This is a genomic window from Meridianimarinicoccus marinus (assembly GCF_040689105.1).
GTDB classification, from domain to species: Bacteria; Pseudomonadota; Alphaproteobacteria; order Rhodobacterales; family Rhodobacteraceae; genus Meridianimarinicoccus; species Meridianimarinicoccus marinus.
This window is the reverse complement of the sequence record NZ_JBFBVU010000009.1, coordinates 1-19,911: the sequence shown is the minus strand read 5'-3', so window position 1 is coordinate 19,911 and position 19,911 is coordinate 1. Positions and strand designations below refer to the sequence as shown.

Genomic DNA, 19,911 nt, shown 5'->3' with positions numbered 1-19,911 from the left:
CTCACAGGAAATCGTCGCGGCGGGGGGTGAAACAGTCGATCAACTCGCCGCCTTCAAGGCATCGGCAGCCATGTTCGGCGCCCGAGGGGATGACAAGGCTGTCGCCCGCGCCCACCTCGATGGTTTCGCCGTCGACCCGGAACGCGAAACGGCCGGCTTTGACATAGGTCGCCTGCACATGCGGATGGCTGTGCAGCGCCCCTTCGCGTCCGGCCTCGAACTTGACGGACACGACCATCATGTCGGGGGCATCGGCCAGAACCTGGCGCATCACGCCTTCATCGGCTTGAACTACTGGGTAGGCGGTTGTCATCGGGGCACCTCTATTGGCGGCAAAGGCCAGGAACGGAAAGAGCGGGTCTGCGTCGTGGCAGGGTCCGGCGCGGAGAGTGTCGGGCGAAATCGGCCTCTGGCCCGGCAAGCCTCGGTCACGAGCCCGAACAGGCAAGATTGTCCTCCCCTTTCGGCACGGGCACCCCTTTGGTAGAGTGATATCCGGCCCGCCGGTATGGACTAATATTCTAGTATGCGCTACCTGTCAATGCAAACGGAGGGCATCCATGGCCAACAGCGATCCCGGCGGACAGCCGACCGAACCCCGCCGACCGTCGGTGGCGGACCGGATCTTTGACGACATGCAGCAGCGAATCCTCAAACTGGATCTTCCGCCCAATACCAAAGTGTCCGAGATCGAGATCGCCCGGCAAGCAAATGTGTCTCGCCAACCCGTGCGGGATGCCTTCTATCGCCTGTCCGAGCAAGGGTTTCTGAATATACGGCCACAGCGCGCCACCCTCGTCACCCAGATCTCGGCCCGCGCCATCCGCGAGGCGCGCTTCGTGCGCACCGCGCTGGAGCTGGAAACCGCACGCATCGCCTGCGAAACCTTCGGGCCCGACGACATCGCCGCGCTGGATCTGATCCTCGACCAGCAGGAAGAGGCCGCCGCGCAGAACGACATGGACCTATTCCATGAACTGGACGACGCCCTGCATGCCACCATCTGCGACCGGGGTGGCCAGGGGTTCGCGTGGAAGCTTATCCAGATGCAGAAGGCCCACACGGATCGCGTCCGCTACCTGTCCCTCGCCTTCGCGGCCAGGGAAGTCATCGACGATCACAAGGCCATCGTCGACGGCATCCGCACCCACGACACCGTGGCCTGCCACGCCGCCTTGCGCCGCCATCTTGGCCGCATCCAGGGCCAGATCGCACAGTTCCGCAAGGAACACAGTGCCTATTTCGAACCGGAGGACACCCCATGACCCATCGATTTGTCAGCCTTGGCGAATGCATGGTCGAACTTGCCCCGGCGGGTGAGGCCAACCTGCTGCTGCAAGGATTTGCTGGCGACACGCTGAACACCGCGTGGTACATGCGCAAGCTTCTGCGCCCGGATTGGCAGGTCGACTATGTGACCTGCGTCGGCAGCGATGCCATCTCGGGCAAGATGCTGGCGTTCTTCCGCGATGCCGGGCTGGCCACCGATCACGTGCAAAGCCGCCGGGACAGCACCGTCGGCCTGTACCTGATCACCCTGGACAACGGCGAACGCAGTTTCTCGTACTGGCGCAGCGACAGCGCCGCCAAACGGCTGTGTCAGGATCCGGCCCTGGTGCCGGGGGCGTTGCAGGGCGCCGCGACCGCCTATTTCTCGGGGATCACCCTGGGGATCCTGTCCGAGGATGACCGCACAAAGCTGCTGGATCATCTGCGCACCGCCCGCGCCGCCGGGGTCGAGATCGTCTTCGATCCCAACCTGCGCCCGGCGCTGTGGGACAGCCCGCAGACCATGTGCGCCGCCACCATGCAGGCCGCCGAGGTGGCCGACGTGGTCCTGCCTTCCTATGACGACGAAGCGCAATATTTTGGCGATGCCGACCTGAAGGCCACCGCCGAACGCTACGCGCAGCGGGGATCCGGGCTGGTTGTGGTCAAGAACGGCGGTGCGGAGATGCTGACGCTGGATCAGGGGGCCTTCGCCACCCATGCCGCTACCGCGCCCGAGGCCATCGTCGACACCACCGCTGCCGGTGACAGCTTCAACGCGGGCTTCCTGGCCACCCGCGCCCAGGGCGCCACATTGGCCGAGGCCATGCGCGGCGGGGCCGACCTTGCCGCGAAGGTCATCGCGCATCGCGGGGCGCTGGTGCCGGGGATCGCGCTCTAGCCGACGCGCGCCCATCGTTGCACAGAATGCCCTGGCGACCGGCCTCCGGCCGCCAGGGCACGATCAGTTCGCGGCCGGGAAAATCCCTTTCGAGATCACCCCGTGGACACCCCAGTTGCCGTCGACAACCTGTGTCACCCCGAAATCCGCAGCGACGGACATAAGCGACACCGCTTCATCTTCGTTCAGACCCTTCACGGTCATCAAAAACGTCCGCATCTTGCGGAACGCATCGCGCATCGCGTTGTCGATGGAGGATTTCGAGTAGATGTCGCTTTGCGCGGCCTCGCCAAGCTCGGCCAGATAGTTGGCGTAGCTGAAGCCATGGACCACCCATTCGCTGTCGGTCTCCAGCAACGGATAGTCCAGCCCCTCGACGATGGTGCCTTCCTGTTCGCTGGCCTTGTGAAGGATGACCTGAACAAGCCCGGTCAGCGAGGTTTCGATGGCCGTGCCCGCAAGCTCGGAATCCCCCTGCGCGGCATGCGGGTCGCCGGCGCTCAGCAGCGCGCCAGGCACCGCGACGGGATAGTACATCGTGCCGCCCTTGCCGATCCGCCAATTGTCGATGTTGCCGCCAAAATAGGACGGCGGCACGGAATCGACGAAATCCGCCTCGGCGGGCGCGACACCCATGGTACCGAAATGCATCCGGATCGGGATCCGCACGCCGTCCAGCGCGGGCAGTTCCTCGACCGTTGCATGGTCGACCGGAACACCGGGGTAGTCGATGGTTTCATGCAGCACGCCATAGGGGTCGGTCTGCGGCGTCCACTGGAACTTGTAGACCGCACTGGCCCAGTTGCGTTCGCCGGTGGGGTCGATCTCGTAGATCGTGATGACCTCGCGGCCCTTCGGTTCTTCGACCTGATCGTTGTAGTGGAACCCCCACCAGGCCGCCGCGTTGGAGCCGAAGGTCTTGCCTGCGTGTTCCGGGTTGCCCGAGGGTCGCGGGGCCATATCCAGAATGCGCACTTCAAGAACATCGCCCGGTTCCGCGCCACAGACATGCACCGGTCCGGTCAGGATGTGCACGCCGAAGCCCTCACCCGCGCCGCGCCCAAGGACAGAGGCGTCCATCGGACCCGCGCCGCGCCGATCCACGCCCTTGCTGAGGGGATCCCAGGCAAAGACGCTTTCCGCGCCCGGATCGCCGGTCACCATCCGCGCGGCATCGTCGTTTGCGTGATGGGTCAGGGTCTCCAGCGTGACGTAGTCGCCCGAATGGGCATAAACCTGCGGCGCGCGATCCTTGCTGAAATAGCCCCAGTGGACGGTGTCGGCGTTGGCAGGAATATAGTGATGCACCGGCGCGCCAGGGGCCTCGCCGCAGTGATCCTGTGCCGTCGCCGCCCCTGCCGCAAAAGCCATGGCGAGGGCGGCGCTGATCCCGAAATTCATAGTCTGCATGTCGTGATGTTCCTGAATGTCATGAGAATTCTGGAACTGTCAGCGCGCAGATGGATCTTGTCATACCCAAAACCCGCCTGTGTCCCAAGTCGAGACGCCTATCGGCCGGGACGTCTGTTTTTTGGTCGCTAACATGGCAGTTGCGAGAAAATGGCGCGAGTCCTGCATAGCCCGGGAGTTAAACGGCGCTGCGCTGGTCGCCCCTCGCAGGGGGCGGGCAGGTCTCAGGGTCCGCGCGGACGCCTTTGCGCGGTATCCATTGCGGCCCGAAAGGACAGGCTGTGCAGTTCCCGCCGCCGCGCCGCGCTATTGCGCCTGGACCGGCCCGATCAGCGGGGTTTTCACCGGCTTGGCCACGCCGAAGAAGACCACGATGGTATGGGCTGAGAACCGGGTCGATTGTGCCTCGGGCGGGTCTTCGCTGAAGCCCGCGTCGGTGTCGCTCCAGCCGTTGCCGACCCAGGCATTGCCGGCGGGATCGATGGCGATGGGGGCCACCGTTTCCAGCCCGCCGATGAACCCCGCCGCCGGGGTGATCGGATCGCCGGTTTTCAGCCCCGGCGGGCAGGTCTCGGTGCGCACGCCGCAAAGCTGTGTGACGGAATGGCTGGTGGAACTTGCCACCCAGATGTTGTCGTTGCCGTCGATGGCAACGCCCCAGGGGCCGGTGATGGCGCCGTTTGCGTTGAACGGCCCGTGCACCGTACCGTCAGGCGTGATCATCGAGATGTCGCCGCCGGGATACTCGCTGATGATGTCCCACAGGTCGATCCACATGTGCGCGGCAATGTCATCCGCCGACATCGTCCCTTTCCGCGCTTCCAGCTTGGCCTTGATCGTCTGCTGAACCAGATCCAGCTTTTCCTTGGTGCCCGGATGCCCGACGAGGTTGCCGACCCAGGCGTTGCCCTTGCTGTCGATGGCAATGGCGTGGGGGCTGAAACCGACCTTGATCTCCTCGGCCTTGCCGGGGTCGCTGGCCGGAAAGCGGGTCACGGTGTCCGCGCCACTGTTGGTGATCCAGATCCGATCCTGCTGGTCGATTGCGATGCCGAAGGGCGATTTCACCTTCAGCGTGCCATCCACGGGCTTTCCGTCGACGGTCTGGCCAAGGATACGGCCCTTGGATGGATCGCCGCCGGGAATGTGGACGATCTGGCTGTTGCCGTTGTCGACGGTCCAGATATCGCCGTTGGGCGCGACCAGAATGCCCTGCATCTGCCCCAGCTTGCCGTCGAAGTCATAGCCGCCTTCCGGCGACAGCGGCTGTCCGGTCTTGCGATCCAGTACCGAGATCGTGCTGCCGATCAGGTTGGTCAGCCAGACCTTGTCATCGGCCGAAAAAGCCACCCCCCAGCCGGGACTGTCGAGCCCGCCGCCGCGAAAACCGGTGATTGCGGGGGACAAGGGCTTGCCGTTCGGGGCGAACTTGCCGCTGCCGGCGCCGAACTGGTGGAAGATGGTGGTTTGCGAGCCGACCAGCCAGTTGTTGTTGGTCCAGAAGTTGCCCTCGACATCGATGGCGGCCCCGCCCACCGCGAAGAAACCGCCGCCGGAATAGACCAGTGACAGGGTCCAGGAACTGGGCGGATAGAACAGATAGGGGATCAGCGCCACGTCGCGATACCGCTTGCCCTCGGGGACCGGGTAGAACTGGTCGAGAAGTCCAAACAGCTTGGCGGCGTTATGCGCCGGGTGACGGGCGATGTTCTGCGCCGCCTGCAGCGTGTCGGTCGGGGCGGCCCCGCCCGGCGGGGTGGCGGCCTCGAACAGCTTGGTGCAGGCGTCGGGGATCTGCGTGACGCAGGCCGACAGCAGCAATCCCAGCGTGTTGAACTTGGCCAGGGAGGTGGTCTGCGGCGCGTTCAGTGGATCCACGATCACCGGCCCCAGACCGCCGGTTTCCAGATCCACAAGGTTCGGCACATTCCCGGCCGCGATCCCCAGGCCGGTGGCGTTGCCGCGCAGGGTGCTGCCGTCCAGGAATTGCGCCGCTGTCCATGCCGAGGCCACGGTGGTCAACGCGTTGATTGTCACCAGCGCGGGCGGCTCTGCCCCAAGGGTGGCCATCAGGACCGAGGCGCTGTTTGGCCCCTTCCCGGCGGCATTCTGCGCCGCACCGCCTTCGGCGATCAGGTAGACCACACCGGTCTCGTCCCGCCCCTCGGCAAGGGTCAGGGCATAGGTGCCATCCTCTGCCGTGGTGGCCGTGGCCAGCTTTTCCGGGGCTTCGGGACTGGCCAGCCAGGCAGTCACTTCGGCCCCGGAAATCGGCAAGCCGCCGACATTGACCTGCCCGTCAATGCGCTGCTGTGCAGAGGCGGACAGGGCTGTCAGAGCGACCGTGGCGGCGAGGGCAACAACTTGTAAGCGTGGCAACACGGAGGTGCTCCTTGTTCTGCGATTGGCAACGGGTGTGATCCCGTGAAAAAGGGTCATGGGCAGTTCACTATTTCGGGAACAGGAAGGTCATCTGAAAGCGTGCGCCCCAGCCGTCGGGACCATTGTCGGGGGACTCAGCCCAGTAGCGGGCGCCGAGGCTGAACTGAACCGGCTGGGCGCCCAGTTCCACCACCTGCCCGATCAGGGCATTCACCGGCACCGACCATTGCTTGTCTTCCCAGTCGTAGGTCGACTCGGTGTTCAGGGTGAAAGAGGTGGCCTTGGGCGTGGTATAGCTGACGAACGGCTGGAGGAAAGACGCAGAAATCTTGCCGTCCTTGTCATTGCCGGTCACCGACCAGATGTGGTTGGCAAGCCCCCCCACGGTCCACGGCCCGCGCTGAGTCAGCGCGACCCCGGTCAGGCCCGCTCCCCATTGGTTGGTGGCGATCCCATCGGTGGCGGTCGGGATCAGAAGGACCGGACCCACCCCCCAGATCAGCCCGCCCCGCGTCGGCGCCTTGGGCGAGAAGAAGAAGCTTTGGGTGGTGGCGCCGAAGCCGAACTGGTCCCCCTCCCCCGGAATGACCCCGTCCTGGCTGATGACCGGAAGAATGGTGCGCGAGATGAGGTTCCAGTCGTGGCTGATCGAGATCGGGATCACCGGCTGGATATTCAGCTGCCACTGTTCCCCGTCGCCAGAGGCATAGCCCTCGTTGTAATTCAACTGGAACGGCACGCTGATCAGATCCGCCACCGGATTAGAGAGCTTCTTGGCAAGATCGGCGTCCTTGTCCGATTGCGCCACCGCCAACGGCGTGATGGCAAAAGCGATGATCAGGGCTGCAAAAAGTCGAAAGAGGATCATTGCGCTGGTCCTGCTTGAAAGCGACGTCTTGTCAGTAGAACACTGCGGGGCGGTGGGCCCGCCAGCAAACTGCACCGCGCGGGCACGATGTTTGGCTGGCGGGTCATCTGATCATTCCACAGGCGTGATGTCGGTCGGTTGCCAGCTCTTGTCGAAGAAGGACGGCATCGGGCTGTAGAGCCGCAACAGGGTGACCCAACCCTTCTTCGGATCGGTCTGGATCCAGTTGCCGCGGGCAACGCCTTCGGGTTGTTCGGGCGCGAACCAGACAGTGGTAGAGCCATCCTCGGCCACTTCCGCCGCAGGGGAAGGATAGTTCTGCGACCCCGCACGCGGATACTTCTGCGGCGTCTTCAGCATCGACCGGGTCTGGTTGTCGTAAAGGGTGAAGGACCAGAAGGCCTCGGCCGGGATGCCCTTGGGCAAGGTCACCTTGTAGGTCTTTGCCCCGTCGAACCAGTTGGCGTTCGCATCCTTGGTGGCAAACAGATACTGCGATCCGACGCCGGTCAGCCGCATGGCCATCGCCGGGGTGATCCCGGTGGCGTTGTAGAAGAACGAGGTGCGCGCGTCGTTGTGCTTGTAGCCCGTCGGGGGATAGGGCTTGGCGCCATCCTTGGTGATCTCGGGCAGCGGGGCCTCGAAATTGTAGCCGCCCTGGAACAGGGGGTTCCACCACTGCAAGCCCTCGTACCAGAACCAGTCCGGATCGCGCGGTGCGAAGCCCAGCGTGCGACCCGTGGCATTGGCCAGTTTCACGGCCTCTTCCAGGATGCCCTTCATCCGGTCGTCCGGGGCAAACGTCTGTCCCTTTCGGATCCCGATCGCCGCGACCGGCCCCATCAGTTCGGGATCGATCACCGTCGCGGGGTTGTCCTGCACCAGCCGGTTCAGCATCTCGAAATAGCTGTAGTCGCTGGGCGGGATGGTGTTGATCGCAAGTCCCGTGCCCTCGTGGAAGACCGGGGTCTTGGGCTCGGCATTGCGGCCCAGTTCGACTCCGCCCTCAAGGAAACGGGCAATGGACATGCCGACGCCGCCGGGTGCATAGGGATAGATCTTCAGGTTGTCCTTGATGACCTTGACCGTTGGCGCCGGGTCATCCTTGGTCAGGAAGGAGCGGCCAAGCACCAGCACGCGGTTGGTCTGGGAACGGCCGATGTAGAATCCGTCCTCGGGCAGGTAGCCGTCGTAGTCCGGCCCCACCAGAAGATATTTGCCGCCCTCGCCGCGATCTGGGCCCGGACGGCCAAAGTCAGTGACCCAGCGGAACCACATGTCATCGATGGTGCCAAGCGCGCCGGGCGGTGTCTCGATCACCATCGGCCCGTCCGAAAGGTTGACGAAGCCAAGGTAATACACCGTGTCGGCGTTGGCGGTCAGGAACAGCGATTCCGAATCCATCAGTTTCGAGAACAGCAGCATCTCGTTGTCCTTGATGCCGGCCGCCTGAAAGCCTTCCAGCGCCGCCTGCACACTGACGCCCTTGAAGGTGTCGGTGAAGGCGCGGAAGGCATAGACCATGTCGAGATTGTCATAGACCGCCGAAACGGTATCGGCACTGGGCGCGCCGTCCTTGTAGTTGAGCGTTCCGATTTTCGACTCGACGCTGTCCGGGGTCGAGATCGCGGCCAGAGACTGCTCTGACACCTGCGCAATTGCCGTCGAAGCGGCCAGAAGCGAAACGGCTGCAAGCGGTGAAATCAGATTCATGGATGAAGGTCCTCGTAGGGTGTTCAAATCAATTGCGCCACGTTAGCGCCACAATCGCGCACGATGCACTTGTTCTCCTTCCAACAGGGCCAATGCCGGAGCGAAATTTTCCGAGGAATTGTTAACAGAGGCCACGCGATCTCCCTTACCATTTCCCGCCAGATTTCCGGCCTTGGCATCATCTCGGCCGGTTCCGTCCCGACTTGCGCCAGGCTTCAGGATCGGGCGCATTTCCCCCCGTCCAGCCCCTTGACTGCGCGGCGCAATCGGGGACAATCCTGTCGCCTTCGATCCGGGGCGGCCCCTATGGTTCCCCAGCGTCGGGGGTGCCGGTTTCGTCAAGCCCTGTCCTGCCGCGCAGCGACTGTCTCGGAGACCACCATGCGCAAAGTGCCGCTCGTCCGGGCCGCCCATCTGAACGTCTACCTAGAGGTCTTGCGCGAACAGGGTGTGCCCGTCCACAAGGGCCTCGACCGCGCCGGGCTTCCGACGACGGTTGACGAGACCCCGAACTATTATCTCAGCGTGCCCAAGGTGCTGGATTTCGTTTCCGCCAACGGCGGCGCCGGCGCGGCCATGGAACTTGGCTTTGCCGCGGCACGGTCGATGGGCCTTGACGGTCTTAGACCCCAAACCCGGACGGCAATCCTGTCGGCGCCCAGCGGGCTCGCGCGCCTGCAGGCGGCGGCATCCCGCGCGACGCGGGAAAACGGCGCGCTGATCGCCAGCATGGTCACACGCGGCGATGACCTGCGCGTGGTGTGCGATATTGTCGGCTACAGGGACAGCCCCGCGCTGGCCTATGCCGAGTGGTTGCAGCTGCAGGCTTTCATTTCGATCGTTCGCAGTGTCGCCGGCCCGTCCTGGTGCCCCGCGGAAATGACGTTCATTTCCAAACGCGCGCCGCCCGCCGCGGCGTTGGAGACCTTTCCGAACACCCGCATTCTGATGGGCCGCACGCATACCTCCATCGTGGTTCCGCGCGTGCTGCTGGGCCGCCCCTGCCCGGTCGATCCGGCCGCTGTTGCTTCGGCTCTTGATCCGCCGCAGGACCGGGCCTGTCTGGCAACGGCCGAGATGATCCGGGAAATCCTGAAAACCTATCTGCGCGACCGCCCTCTCCGGATCGGCGAGCTGGCCGAAATCCTGGGCACCAGCGAACGCTCCCTTCAGCGCCACCTGGGCGCGGAAAACCTGAAATTCTCGACCCTTGTCGCGGAAGCCCGCTATCAGGTGGCTTGCGAGATGCTCTCGCGGGGCGACATGAGCGTCACCGACGTCGCGTATTCCACCGGCTACGAGAACCCATCCCATTTCTCCCGGGCGTTTCGAAGGTTTACGGGGCTGTCACCCAGACAGTACCAGTGTTCGATCCATCCCCAGCCCATGGAACCTTGCAATATCGACGCGTCGTCCAACGGCCGCTGACAGCCTGTCGTGCAGGCAGATCGAAGGCGGTCCCTAAACCGGCGCCTCACCGTTTCTGACATCGTAGATAAAGGCGGGCGGCAAGTTTCGAAGTTCGAAATCAATCTCCGGTTCAGAGCCAAAGAGATCCCGGAGATCGTTCCGCGACACGAGGGAATACTGAAACTGAAGCAATTTTCCGTTCGTTGCCAGATGCGCACGGATCTGGGAAAACACGTTCAGCGACACCTGCCTCGGGAGCGACGCGAAGGGCAAGGTTGAAACGATATTGTCAAACCTCTTGCCCGGAAAATGTTCTGAAATCGTTTCGGCCGAGGCCTCGACATAGGTCACTCTGAGATCGTCAACCACGTGGGCACGGCATCTTTCGTCAACCTCGAACACCGTAACGGTACTGCGTGGCGTCATTCGCCTGACGATTTCTTCGGTGAAGACGCCTGTGCCGAACCCCAGTTGCAACAGATCCATGTCCCGGGAGAAGTCCAGCCTTCCCAGCATCCGGCGAACCAGAAACCTTGAGCTCGGAGCGATGGTACCGCGCCTTCTCAACCAGTCGAAGCGGTTTGCAACATCGTTCAACACGGGCGCGCCTCCTTGTGCCAGTGGCTTATCCCCTTTGCCTCTCTCGTTCAAAACGAAAATATGCAGGTCGAATTCTGCCAGACGGTCTTGTCGTCCGGCGGAATTGTCCTGTTTGTTGGATTTCTGGATGCGGGGGCTCGCAGCCAACTTTGTAGACTTTGGGGCGTCGGGCCGTTGCTCCCGGCAGCCCCGTAGGTGATTTGGCGTTACGGATCAGGGAGTTCTCGATCCAGCAAGGCGACGATCTCCGGCGGTGGATAGCTGCGCGGACAATCGTATCCGAAGCTGATATCCGGAAAATTGAGGCGGCTCGGGAAATCTGAACGGTTGAGTTATGTGGATTTTCCGCTTCCGATCCGGCAGCGATGCCGGAAAGAAGGCGCGAAAGATGGCAAGGCGTCCGAGAAGGAACCACAGCGCTGCGTTCAAGGCGAAGGTCGCATTGGCGGCGCTGAAGGGCGACGAGACGATGAGCGAGCTGGCCACCCAGTTCGATCTGCACCCGAACCAGATCAAGCAGTGGAAAAACCAGCTGCTCGATGGCGTGACGGATGTGTTCGAGGACAGGCCGAAGAGCAAGGAACCAGAGATCGTCATCACCTCCCTGCATGCCAGGATCGGTCACCTCACCTGGAAAACGATTTTTCAGAGGGAGCGCTCGCTAAGGCCGGTCTGTTGCCGAGCGCAAAGAGATGACGGATCGAGACCACACGCTGAGCCTCACGCGGCAGGCCGAGCTGCTCGGGATCAGCCGGGGCAGTCTCTACTACGAGCCGCGCCCGACCAGCGAAGACGATCTGCGCCTGATGCGCCGGATCGACGAATTGCACATGGAATTTCCCTTCGCGGGCAGCCGCATGATGAAAGGTCTGCTTCGACAGGAAGGCTTCACCGCCGGCCGACGCCATGTCGCCACGCTGATGGGCATCGAAGCCTTGTACCGGAAGCCGAACACCCCACAACCGGCACCCGGCACCCGGCCACAATATCTACCCATATCTTTTTCGCAAGCTCGCGGTGACCCGGCCCAATCAGGTCTGGGCCATGGACATCAGCTACATCCCAATGGCGCGCGGGTTCGTCTCCCTGACGGCGGTTGTGGACTGGTTCAGCCGCAAGGTGTTGGCTTGGCGGCGATCGGTCAAGCTGGAAACGGAGGCGTGCCTGGAGGCTCTGAAAGAAGCGATGGCCAGACATGGAAAGCCGGAGATCATGAACACGGACCAGGGAAGCCAATTCACATCCATTGACTTCATCAAGGCGCTGAAAGCCGCTGAGATCCAGATCAGCATGGATGGAAAGGGGGCCTGGCGCGACAACGTCTTTGTCGAGCGGCTATGGCGAACGATCAAATACGAAGAGGTCTACCTGTACGCCTACGACAGCGTCTCGGAGGCCCGTACAGGGATCACCCGTCACCTGGCCTTCTATAACAGGCGGAGACCGCATTCATCGCTGGACGGGCAAACGCCCGATCAGGAATATCACTACCCGCCCCGGCCAGTCCCGGTCGCGGCAGAATTGAGCGGAAGATCCACTTGGAAAACGGCTCCAAACTGTTCAGACAAACCGAGCCACCTCTATGAATGGCAGGGTATCAAGATGGGGCGAGCGGTCCCTGCGGACATATCAGTTCGAGGCGGCGGCCGTCCTGCTGCACCGCACCAAGCGACGGTGCTCCTTGAAAGCGTAGGGGCTCCGCCTGGCAAAACGGGTCGGCACCAAGAAGGCGCACGTCGCCGTGGCGTGGAAGCTCGCTGTCATCCCGCATTGCATCTGGGTCGATGGAACCGTCTTTAAATGGGGGAGTGCAAAGATGTCCCGAACGACAAGGCCGACACCACGTTATCGCAGGACTGACGCCGGATCCGTGTTGTCCTGCCGGGACGGTGGTTGCGGTGGCCTCGGTCAATCGCCTGCAGACCTTGCGGACTGCGATCCATACGTTGAGGCGCTCGAACCGAACATCACCATGGGGTTCCAACCTCGGAAAGGACCACGACCCCGGCAAGGTACAGATCAATGGCTGGACAGAAATCCGCAATTAAAGGGCCGATTGACATTCTTGCGGATCGCGGAGACGCGCGTCAGACCGAACCTGCCCCGCCGCAAGCGAAGTTGCTCTGACATTACCCACCTAAGCGTAGGGTTTTTGCTACGTACGGCGGGAGCGCATCCGAATCAGCATCGGACGTCTTGGACCACATTTCTCGACACTACGCTTCACGGTCGAGCTGTTTGAGCTGCACATACATCTGATCGCCGGCTCCCTGGACGTGCTGGTTGATGCACGCGAGCGCATCCGCCTCGTCGCTGCGCTTGAACGCATCAATCAGGGACTCGTGTTCTTTCAATATCGCCTGGTGACGTGCGGTGGAAATCGGGACGGGCAGCGCCAGGGCGTTCAGAATGCGGCGTTGCAATTCCCAGATGTCATAGGCGCGGCGGTTGTAGTGGCGACGGGCGATGATCTCGTGAAACTGCTTGTCAAGGGCGGTGAACGCGGCCTTGTCGGCAACGGGCGTGGTGCGGATCTTGTCCTGAACGTCTTGAAGCCGCGCGATGTCCTCTGCGGTGCATGACTTGACGAAGGCCTTTACGAAATAGGGTTCCATCAATTGCAGGATCTCGAAAATCTCGAGGATCATTTCAGCGTTCAGTTCAGATACAGCCGCCCCCTTGTTTCGAGCGATTGTGACCAGCCCCTCGCCCTGCAGGAGCCGCAAGGCCTCTCGGACGGGTATGATCGACGTGCCGTAGCGGTCGGCAAGCGCCTGCACCTTCAGTCGTGTGCCGCTGGGAAATGTACCGCTGCCGATGTCATCGAGGATACGGGTGTAGACATTGCCGCTGGAGGATGACTTTGTTTTCATTGGTTTACGCGTTCGCTTTCAGATTTTCCCGCCGGCTAGCGGCTAGCTACCGAGGTATAGTATATTATTTTCCAAATTGCCAGTTGACCGACGCCAGTTTAATATATTATCTGCTCCATCATATCATACGAAAGGCTGCAAGGAGGAGCGTCATGACTATACTTAGAAGTTCAGTAGCCCCGGCGGCGGTTGCCGCGATGATCGCCGGCACGGCCCTGGCGGATACTGTCACGCTGGATGTCACCGCCTGGAAGGGCAATGAATCCGAACCCGCCGGCCTGCCCCAGCTGATCGAAGCCTTCGAGGCGGCCAACCCCGACATCGATGTCGAATTCAGCTATATCAGCCGCCTGGACACCAATGTGGTGCTGCCCCCGCGCCTGCAGGGCAACAACGCCCCGGACGTGATGATGACCGACATGCCGCTGGTCAAGGTCTGGTCCGACGCCGGACTTCTGGCCGATCTTGGCACCGACAGCGACTGGTATGGCCGCATCGAAGATTCACTGAAACCGTCGATCACCAGTGGCGACGCCACCCATATCATGCCGCTGGAAGTGATCGGCATGGGCAATTTCGTCAACATGGGGCTTCTGAAACAGGCTGGCGTGGACAAGGCCCCGACGACCATTGCCGAGCTGAAGGACGCCTGTGGCAAGCTCGACGCCGCGGGCATCAAGCCGATGATCTTCACCGGCGGCTTTTCGGCCCCGCTGTTCGTCATCGCCAACGGCATCGAAGCCATGGACGCCCCGGCCTCGACACTGGGCGGGGAAGAGGCCGGCTTTGCCGACTCGGCCGCCTTCAACGGGGTGCTGGACACCGTGCGCGAGCTGATTGATGCAAAATGCGTCGATCCCAAGGCTCAGGCCGGTCTGGACCCGTGGTCAACCGCGCTGACCGAGTTCAAGGCCGGCAATTTTGCCATGATGCCGCAAGGCGCCTGGAACATTGTCGATTTTTCCTCGGTTGACGGCCTGGACTATGTCTTTGCCCCGGTCCCGTCCGCCAAGAACAGCGGCGTTGCGCTGGACCTGTTTGGCATCGGCTGGTCGATGAGTGAACAGTCGCAGCACAAGGAGGCCGCCAAGACCTTTATCGAGTACTTCGCGGACCCTGAAAACCTTCAGGTCATGCTGGACGCCGAAGCGGCCTATAGCCCCTTCAAGGGCGGTGCCAGCGGCACGCCGGATCTGGCCGCGCCCTACGACCAGTCTCGCATCGATGGGGGCGTCATCATGTATCCCTTTGCGGTTCTGGATTGGCCCAAGCCGCTTGAGAACGAAATCTGGGACAGCCTGACCGGCTTCCTGCTGGATACCGAAAAATCCAACGAAGACGTTCTGGAACGTTGGGACGAAGCCGTCGAAGACAGCTTCTGAGCCATCAACGACACCGGACCTGCCTGACTCTCCTTCGGGCAGGCCCGAAACACACGAGGATCAGACCGTGACCCGTTCCCGCAGCATGTATCTGTTTGCCTTGCCCGCCCTGCTGGTGATCGGAGGGTTCTTCGTCTACCCGATCGTCCTATCGGTGAAGATGAGCTTTACCGATTTCACCGGGGTCGGCACGGCCGAATGGGTGGGGTGGAAGAATTACGACAGGTTCATTTCACGCTCGCGCTATCTCGACTCTGTCTGGATCACGCTGAAGTTCACCTTTCTCGTCGTCACCATACAGACGCTTGTCGGGCTGGTCTTCGCGGTGTTCCTGCATCGCCTGCCGGCGATCCGCAACTTCTGCCGCGCCGTTCTGTTCACTCCGGCGATGATGTCCTTCGTCATTGTCGGATATGTCTGGCAGTTCATCTATGCGCCTTATTCGGGCGGGTTGAATGCCGTGCTCACCGCCGTCGGACTCGAGGGGCTGACGCGCGGCTGGCTTGGCGACCCTGCGACGGCGCTCTACGCCATTGCCATCACCCATGTCTGGATGTTCGTCGGCTATACCACCGCGATCTTCCTTGTCGGGTTTGCAAATATCCCCAGCGAGATCGAAGAGGCCGGGCGGCTGGATGGCGCCTCGTCCTGGCAGCGGTTCCGGCATCTTGAGCTGCCGCTGCTGGCGCCGTCCTTCACGGTGAACATCATCCTGTCCACCGTCGGCACGCTCAAGACGTTCGAGCTGCCATTCATCATGACACGCGGCGGTCCCGACCGGGCGACCAACACGCTCAGCCTGGAAATCGTCAACAACCTGTTCGGCTCCTACAAGTTCGGCTTCGCCTCGGCGCTGTCGATCGTGATGCTGCTGATCGTGGTCATCGTCGCGGTACTCCAGAACACCTATCTACGCCGCCGGGAGGAAATGTGATGCCCCGCCTGCCCCTTATGCGCTGGTTGGCCCAGACGGCCGTTGTGGTTGCCGTCCTCGCCATGCTGGCTCCTGTCTTCTACATGATCGCAATGAGCTTTCGCACCTCGGCTGAGATCGCCGAAGCCCCGCTGGGCCTGCCGCAGACGCTCTATCTTGGCAACTATGCCAATGCTCTCGAACAGATGAGCTATTTCCGCAGCGTGATCAACTCGGTCGGCATCACCTTGTCGGTCACCTTTCTGGTCGCGTTCCTGGGGTCAATGGCGGCCTATCCGCTGTCGCGGATCCAGAACCGCCTGACGCGCGGCTTCCTGATGCTGGTGGCCCTGGGGCTGGCGACACCGCCTTTTGTCACCATCACCCCGATCTACGTGATTTTCCGCAACCTCGGCCTCCTGGACAGTTATCCCGGCATCATCCTGGCCTTTACCGCGTTGAACCTGCCGCTGGCGGTCTTCTTCTATACCAGTTTCATCGGCTCGATCCCGCGCGAGCTGGAAGAAGCCGCACGTCTGGACAACTGCAACAACTGGCAGATCTACTGGCACGTGATCCGTCCCCTGCTGGGCCCGGCAAGCGCCACCCTGTCGCTGTTCGTGACACTGATGGTGTGGAACGACTTCACCTATCCGCTTCTGCTGCTGACCAGCCCTGAGAAATTCACCGTGATGATCAGCGTCTATCGGTTTGTCGGCAACCTGAACATCCAGCCTGACATGCTGTTCCCGGCGGCGGTGCTGGGGTCGCTGCCGCTGTTGATCCTGTTTGTCATTTTCCAGCGCCGGATCGTGTCCGGCGTGACGGCAGGGGCGGTAAAATGAGCGCACGACTGGACGGAATGAATATCATCCTCACCGGCGGCGGCGCCGGGATCGGCCGGGGCATCCTGCGCCAGTGCGTCGCCGTCGGGGCGCAGGTTTCGGTGCTGGAAATCGATCCGGCCGCACGCGCCCGCGTCGAAGCCGAAGGCGGTGCGTTTCACATCTGCGATGTTGGTGATCCCGCCGCGCTGCAAGAGGCGATCCAGGCCATTGCGCGGGAAACGGGGCCGATCGACGGGCTGGTGAACAATGCCGGCATCACCATTCAGGTGCCGTTTGAAGAAATGACCATCGCCGACATGGACCTGTTGTGGCGCGTCAACCAGCGTGCAGTCCTGGTGGCCAGCCAGGCCGTCGCGCCCCTGATGCGCGACACCGGAGGGGCCATCGTCAACATCGCCTCGAACCATGCCCGCGCCTCGGATAGCGGCTACGAAGCCTATGCTGGCACCAAAGGCGCGATTGTCGCCATGACCCGCGCCATGACCTGGAGTTTCGGTCGCCGCAACGTGCGCGTCAATGCGCTGGCGCCGGGCCTGACGCTGACCGAGGCCGTGCAGGCCGTTGCTGAAGAAAGCACGGCACGCATGGACCAGTTCCGCGCTTGGCATGCCACCAACACCGTCAACAGCGTTGATGACATCGGCCGGATCGCCGCCTGGCTTTTATCGCCGGACAGCGCCGCCCTGAACGGTGCCGAAATCATCGCCGACCAGGGAATGACTGCCCGGCTCGGCGCGATTTAACCCCGCTCGACAGATCAGGAAAGCGAATACACATGACTGATGTCACCCTGTCCAACGTGGTCAAGAAATATGGCCCGGTCCAAGTCGTTCACGGCGTTGACCTGTCGGTCGCGCCCGGCGAGTTTTGCGTTTTCGTCGGCCCGTCGGGCTGTGGCAAGTCGACCTTGCTGCGAATGATCGCCGGGCTGGAAGAGACCACCGGCGGCACCATTCGGATCGCGGGCCGCGACGTGACCCATACCGACCCCGCCAAGCGCGGCGTGGCGATGGTGTTCCAGACCTACGCGCTCTATCCGCATATGACGGTGGCCGAGAACATGAGCTTCGGCCTGCGCATGTCGGGCACACCCAAGGCCGAGGCCGCCGAGAAGATCGCAGACGCCGCCCGGATTCTCAAATTGGATCCTTATCTGGACCGTAAACCGAAGGCGCTTTCCGGCGGCCAGCGCCAGCGCGTCGCCATTGGCCGCGCCATCGTGCGCGGGCCGGATGTGTTCCTGTTCGACGAACCGCTTTCCAACCTCGATGCCGAATTGCGTGTCGAGATGAGGATCGAGCTGGCCCGGCTGCACAAGGAGATCGGTGCGACCATGATCTACGTGACTCATGATCAGGTCGAGGCAATGACGCTGGCCGACAAGATCGTGGTGCTGCGCGATGGCCGGATCGAGCAGGTCGGCGCCCCGATGGATCTGTATCGCGACCCCGACACGCGGTTCGTGGCCGGGTTCATCGGCTCTCCGGCGATGAACTTCATGACCGCTTCGGTGGTGTCGCCGACCAGCATGTCGGTGCCGGCGCTGGGAACCACTCTGTCACCGGGCTTCGCCCTGCCGGGCAATGCCGGAACCGTGACCGTCGGGCTCCGCCCGGAAGCCATCACGCTCGATCCCGCCGGCGACAGCCACCGCATCGAGCTGGTCGAGGCCCTTGGGGGCGTGTCCTATGCCTATATCTCCGCGCCTGACGGAACCCAGATGACGGTCGAGGACCGTGGGGAGATGCGGGCCGAGGCCGGACAGCGGGTCGGCCTGCGCTTCGATCCGCAGCACCTGATGGGCTTTGACGCCGAAACCGAGACGCGCTTGCGTTAAAGGGACATGACCATGACAATGCCTGCCCCCGCATCCTTCCCTTCAGGCACCGCAGCCCACCCGATCAGCGCCATTCGCGCCTTCGTTCCCTGGGTCGGCGGCCGCAACCAGTTGATCGTCAAGGTCGAAACCGAAACCGGCCTGTATGGTTGGGGCGAAAGCGGCCTGTCCGGCCGGGAAAAGGCGGTACTAGGGGCGCTGGAACATTTCGAACATGACCTGATCGGCAGCGATGCCATGGCCATCGGCCGAATCTGGCAGCAGCTTTACCGCGGCCAGTATTTCGAAGGCGGACGCGTTCTCTTGGCCGCGATGTCGGCCATCGATATCGCGTTGCACGACCTCAAGGGCAAGGCATTGGGCGTGCCGGTGCATGACCTTCTGGGCGGCAAACAACGCGACCGTGTGCCGACGTTCGCCAGTACCCAGGCCGGCGATTTTGCCAATGCCCGCGCCCATGCACGGGCACTGAAGGACCTTGGATGGAACTGCATCCGGTTGTTCCCCGACATGTCCCACCAGGGGACGTTCGAACCACAGGAACATCTCGCGCGCTCCGCGGAACTGTGCCGCGACGTGCGTGCCGACCTTGGCGACAATGTCATTCTGGGCATCGACTGGCACCACCGCCTGTCCGTCGCCGAAGCGGCCGCTTTCTGCCAGAAACTTCCTTCGGGCACACTTAACTTCATCGAGGAACCGATCCGCGACGAGGCCCCCTCGGCCTATGAGGCGCTGCGCCGCTTGACAGACATCCCATTTGCAGTGGGCGAGGAATTCGCCAGCAAATGGCAGTTCTTGCCTTTTATCGAGCGCGACATCCATCAGTTCAACCGGATTGACATTTGCAATGTCGGCGGCCTGACCGAGGCGATGAAGGTCGCAGCCATGTCCGAAGCGCATTACGTGGATATGATGCCCCACAACCCGCTGGGTCCGATCTGCACCGCCGCCAGCATCCATTTCGCCGCCGCAGTGCCGAATTTCGCCTGGCTGGAAACCAACGCATGGGGCGATGCGATTTACGGCGGCGACACGGGCGTCGATCCGTTCATTCGCAAACCCGTGCTGAATGGCACCAGCTTCGACGTTCCGTCCGGCCCGGGGCTTGGCATCGAAGTGGATGAAACCAAACTGGATACAGGCGAGCTGCGACTGTGGCATCCGCCGCAACTGCGCCGCCGCGACGGGTCGGTGACCAACTGGTAGCGGGGCGCCGATCAGCACCCCATCCAGCCCCCGTTTACCACCAGAATCTCGCCCCTGACATATTCCGAGGCCGACGTAACCAGGAACACCGCCGGGCCACCGAAACCGGCGCGGTTAGCCCGGATGCTCACGAACGGCATCATGCAAAGCGCCGCTAAACCGTAAGCAGTGGTTACGGGCCAGGCAACGACGAGTGGCCTGCTGCCGGTTTCGTGGACGCCGAGATAAGGTGTTTATGAAACTGGAGAATCTACATGACAAGAAGGATGTTCAGCCGCGAGTTCAAGCAGGAGGCG

16 protein-coding genes and 1 pseudogene are annotated in these 19,911 nt (G+C 62.5%); 10 read left to right on the top strand and 7 right to left on the bottom strand.

The genetic code is table 11. The features are described 5' to 3' along the window. Position 1 precedes the first annotated feature (1 nt). Complete coding sequence (locus tag AB0T83_RS08910; protein ID WP_366192683.1) at positions 2-313, bottom strand: cupin domain-containing protein; 312 nt, start codon at positions 311-313, stop codon at positions 2-4. 247 nt (positions 314-560) lie between these two features. Between AB0T83_RS08910 and AB0T83_RS08905 the strand changes: the two genes are divergently transcribed. Both AB0T83_RS08905 and AB0T83_RS08900 read left to right on the top strand, forming a co-directional pair. Continuing rightward, a complete protein-coding gene (locus AB0T83_RS08905; RefSeq protein ID WP_366192682.1) occupies positions 561-1,265 on the top strand; it encodes a GntR family transcriptional regulator in 705 nt (234 codons plus the stop codon). Then, positions 1,262-2,170, top strand: coding sequence for a sugar kinase (locus AB0T83_RS08900; protein ID WP_366192681.1), 909 nt, complete (start codon positions 1,262-1,264; stop codon positions 2,168-2,170). The genes AB0T83_RS08905 and AB0T83_RS08900 overlap by 4 nt, the downstream gene beginning before the upstream one ends. Positions 2,171-2,233: 63 nt before the next feature. Here AB0T83_RS08900 and AB0T83_RS08895 read toward each other — a convergent pair whose 3' ends face one another. From AB0T83_RS08895 to AB0T83_RS08880, 4 genes are all read right to left on the bottom strand, one after another. Further along, positions 2,234-3,580: an acetamidase/formamidase family protein gene (locus AB0T83_RS08895; protein WP_366192680.1), complete on the bottom strand. Its 1,347-nt coding sequence runs from the start codon at positions 3,578-3,580 to the stop codon at positions 2,234-2,236. A 306-nt stretch (positions 3,581-3,886) separates the two neighbouring features. Next, entirely contained in the window at positions 3,887-5,962 is a 2,076-nt protein-coding gene (locus AB0T83_RS08890) for a Vgb family protein (RefSeq protein ID WP_366192679.1), read from the bottom strand. A 67-nt stretch (positions 5,963-6,029) separates the two neighbouring features. Then, positions 6,030-6,830: a transporter gene (locus tag AB0T83_RS08885; protein WP_366192678.1), complete on the bottom strand. Its 801-nt coding sequence runs from the start codon at positions 6,828-6,830 to the stop codon at positions 6,030-6,032. A gap of 111 nt (positions 6,831-6,941) precedes the next feature. Then, positions 6,942-8,543: a DUF1254 domain-containing protein gene (locus AB0T83_RS08880; RefSeq protein WP_366192677.1), complete on the bottom strand. Its 1,602-nt coding sequence runs from the start codon at positions 8,541-8,543 to the stop codon at positions 6,942-6,944. 381 nt (positions 8,544-8,924) lie between these two features. Between AB0T83_RS08880 and AB0T83_RS08875 the strand changes: the two genes are divergently transcribed. Beyond that, on the top strand, positions 8,925-9,971 hold the full coding sequence (locus AB0T83_RS08875; protein WP_366192676.1) for a helix-turn-helix domain-containing protein: 1,047 nt from the start codon (positions 8,925-8,927) through the stop codon (positions 9,969-9,971). 33 nt (positions 9,972-10,004) lie between these two features. Here the strand turns inward: AB0T83_RS08875 and AB0T83_RS08870 are convergent, their stop codons facing one another. After that, positions 10,005-10,700, bottom strand: a complete 696-nt coding sequence (locus AB0T83_RS08870; RefSeq protein WP_366192675.1) for a class I SAM-dependent methyltransferase — start codon at positions 10,698-10,700, stop codon at positions 10,005-10,007. Positions 10,701-10,941: 241 nt separating this feature from the next. Between AB0T83_RS08870 and AB0T83_RS08865 the strand changes: the two are divergent. Beyond that, positions 10,942-12,071, top strand: a pseudogene (locus tag AB0T83_RS08865) (IS3 family transposase); the annotation flags it as partial. A gap of 698 nt (positions 12,072-12,769) precedes the next feature. Here the strand turns inward: AB0T83_RS08865 and AB0T83_RS08860 are convergent. Continuing rightward, positions 12,770-13,426, bottom strand: coding sequence for a GntR family transcriptional regulator (locus tag AB0T83_RS08860; protein WP_366192674.1), 657 nt, complete (start codon positions 13,424-13,426; stop codon positions 12,770-12,772). A 152-nt stretch (positions 13,427-13,578) separates the two neighbouring features. On the opposite strand from AB0T83_RS08860, the gene AB0T83_RS08855 reads away from it, so the two are divergent. The 6 genes from AB0T83_RS08855 to AB0T83_RS08830 all read left to right on the top strand — a co-directional run bounded on the left by AB0T83_RS08855 (position 13,579) and on the right by AB0T83_RS08830 (position 19,615). Beyond that, entirely contained in the window at positions 13,579-14,808 is a 1,230-nt protein-coding gene (locus AB0T83_RS08855; protein ID WP_366192673.1) for an ABC transporter substrate-binding protein, read from the top strand. Between the two features lie 67 nt (positions 14,809-14,875). After that, positions 14,876-15,742 (top strand): carbohydrate ABC transporter permease, encoded by an 867-nt coding sequence (locus AB0T83_RS08850; RefSeq protein ID WP_366192672.1) that lies wholly within the window; start codon positions 14,876-14,878, stop codon positions 15,740-15,742. Continuing rightward, positions 15,742-16,566 (top strand): carbohydrate ABC transporter permease, encoded by an 825-nt coding sequence (locus AB0T83_RS08845; protein ID WP_366192671.1) that lies wholly within the window; start codon positions 15,742-15,744, stop codon positions 16,564-16,566. Before AB0T83_RS08850 ends, AB0T83_RS08845 begins: the two co-directional genes overlap by 1 nt. Continuing rightward, positions 16,563-17,312, top strand: a complete 750-nt coding sequence (locus AB0T83_RS08840) for an SDR family NAD(P)-dependent oxidoreductase (RefSeq protein ID WP_366192670.1) — start codon at positions 16,563-16,565, stop codon at positions 17,310-17,312. The genes AB0T83_RS08845 and AB0T83_RS08840 overlap by 4 nt, the downstream gene beginning before the upstream one ends. Before the next feature lie 32 nt (positions 17,313-17,344). Continuing rightward, positions 17,345-18,406: an ABC transporter ATP-binding protein gene (locus AB0T83_RS08835; protein ID WP_366192669.1), complete on the top strand. Its 1,062-nt coding sequence runs from the start codon at positions 17,345-17,347 to the stop codon at positions 18,404-18,406. A gap of 12 nt (positions 18,407-18,418) precedes the next feature. Next, positions 18,419-19,615, top strand: coding sequence for a mandelate racemase/muconate lactonizing enzyme family protein (locus AB0T83_RS08830; protein ID WP_366192668.1), 1,197 nt, complete (start codon positions 18,419-18,421; stop codon positions 19,613-19,615). The last annotated feature ends 296 nt before the right edge of the window (positions 19,616-19,911 follow it).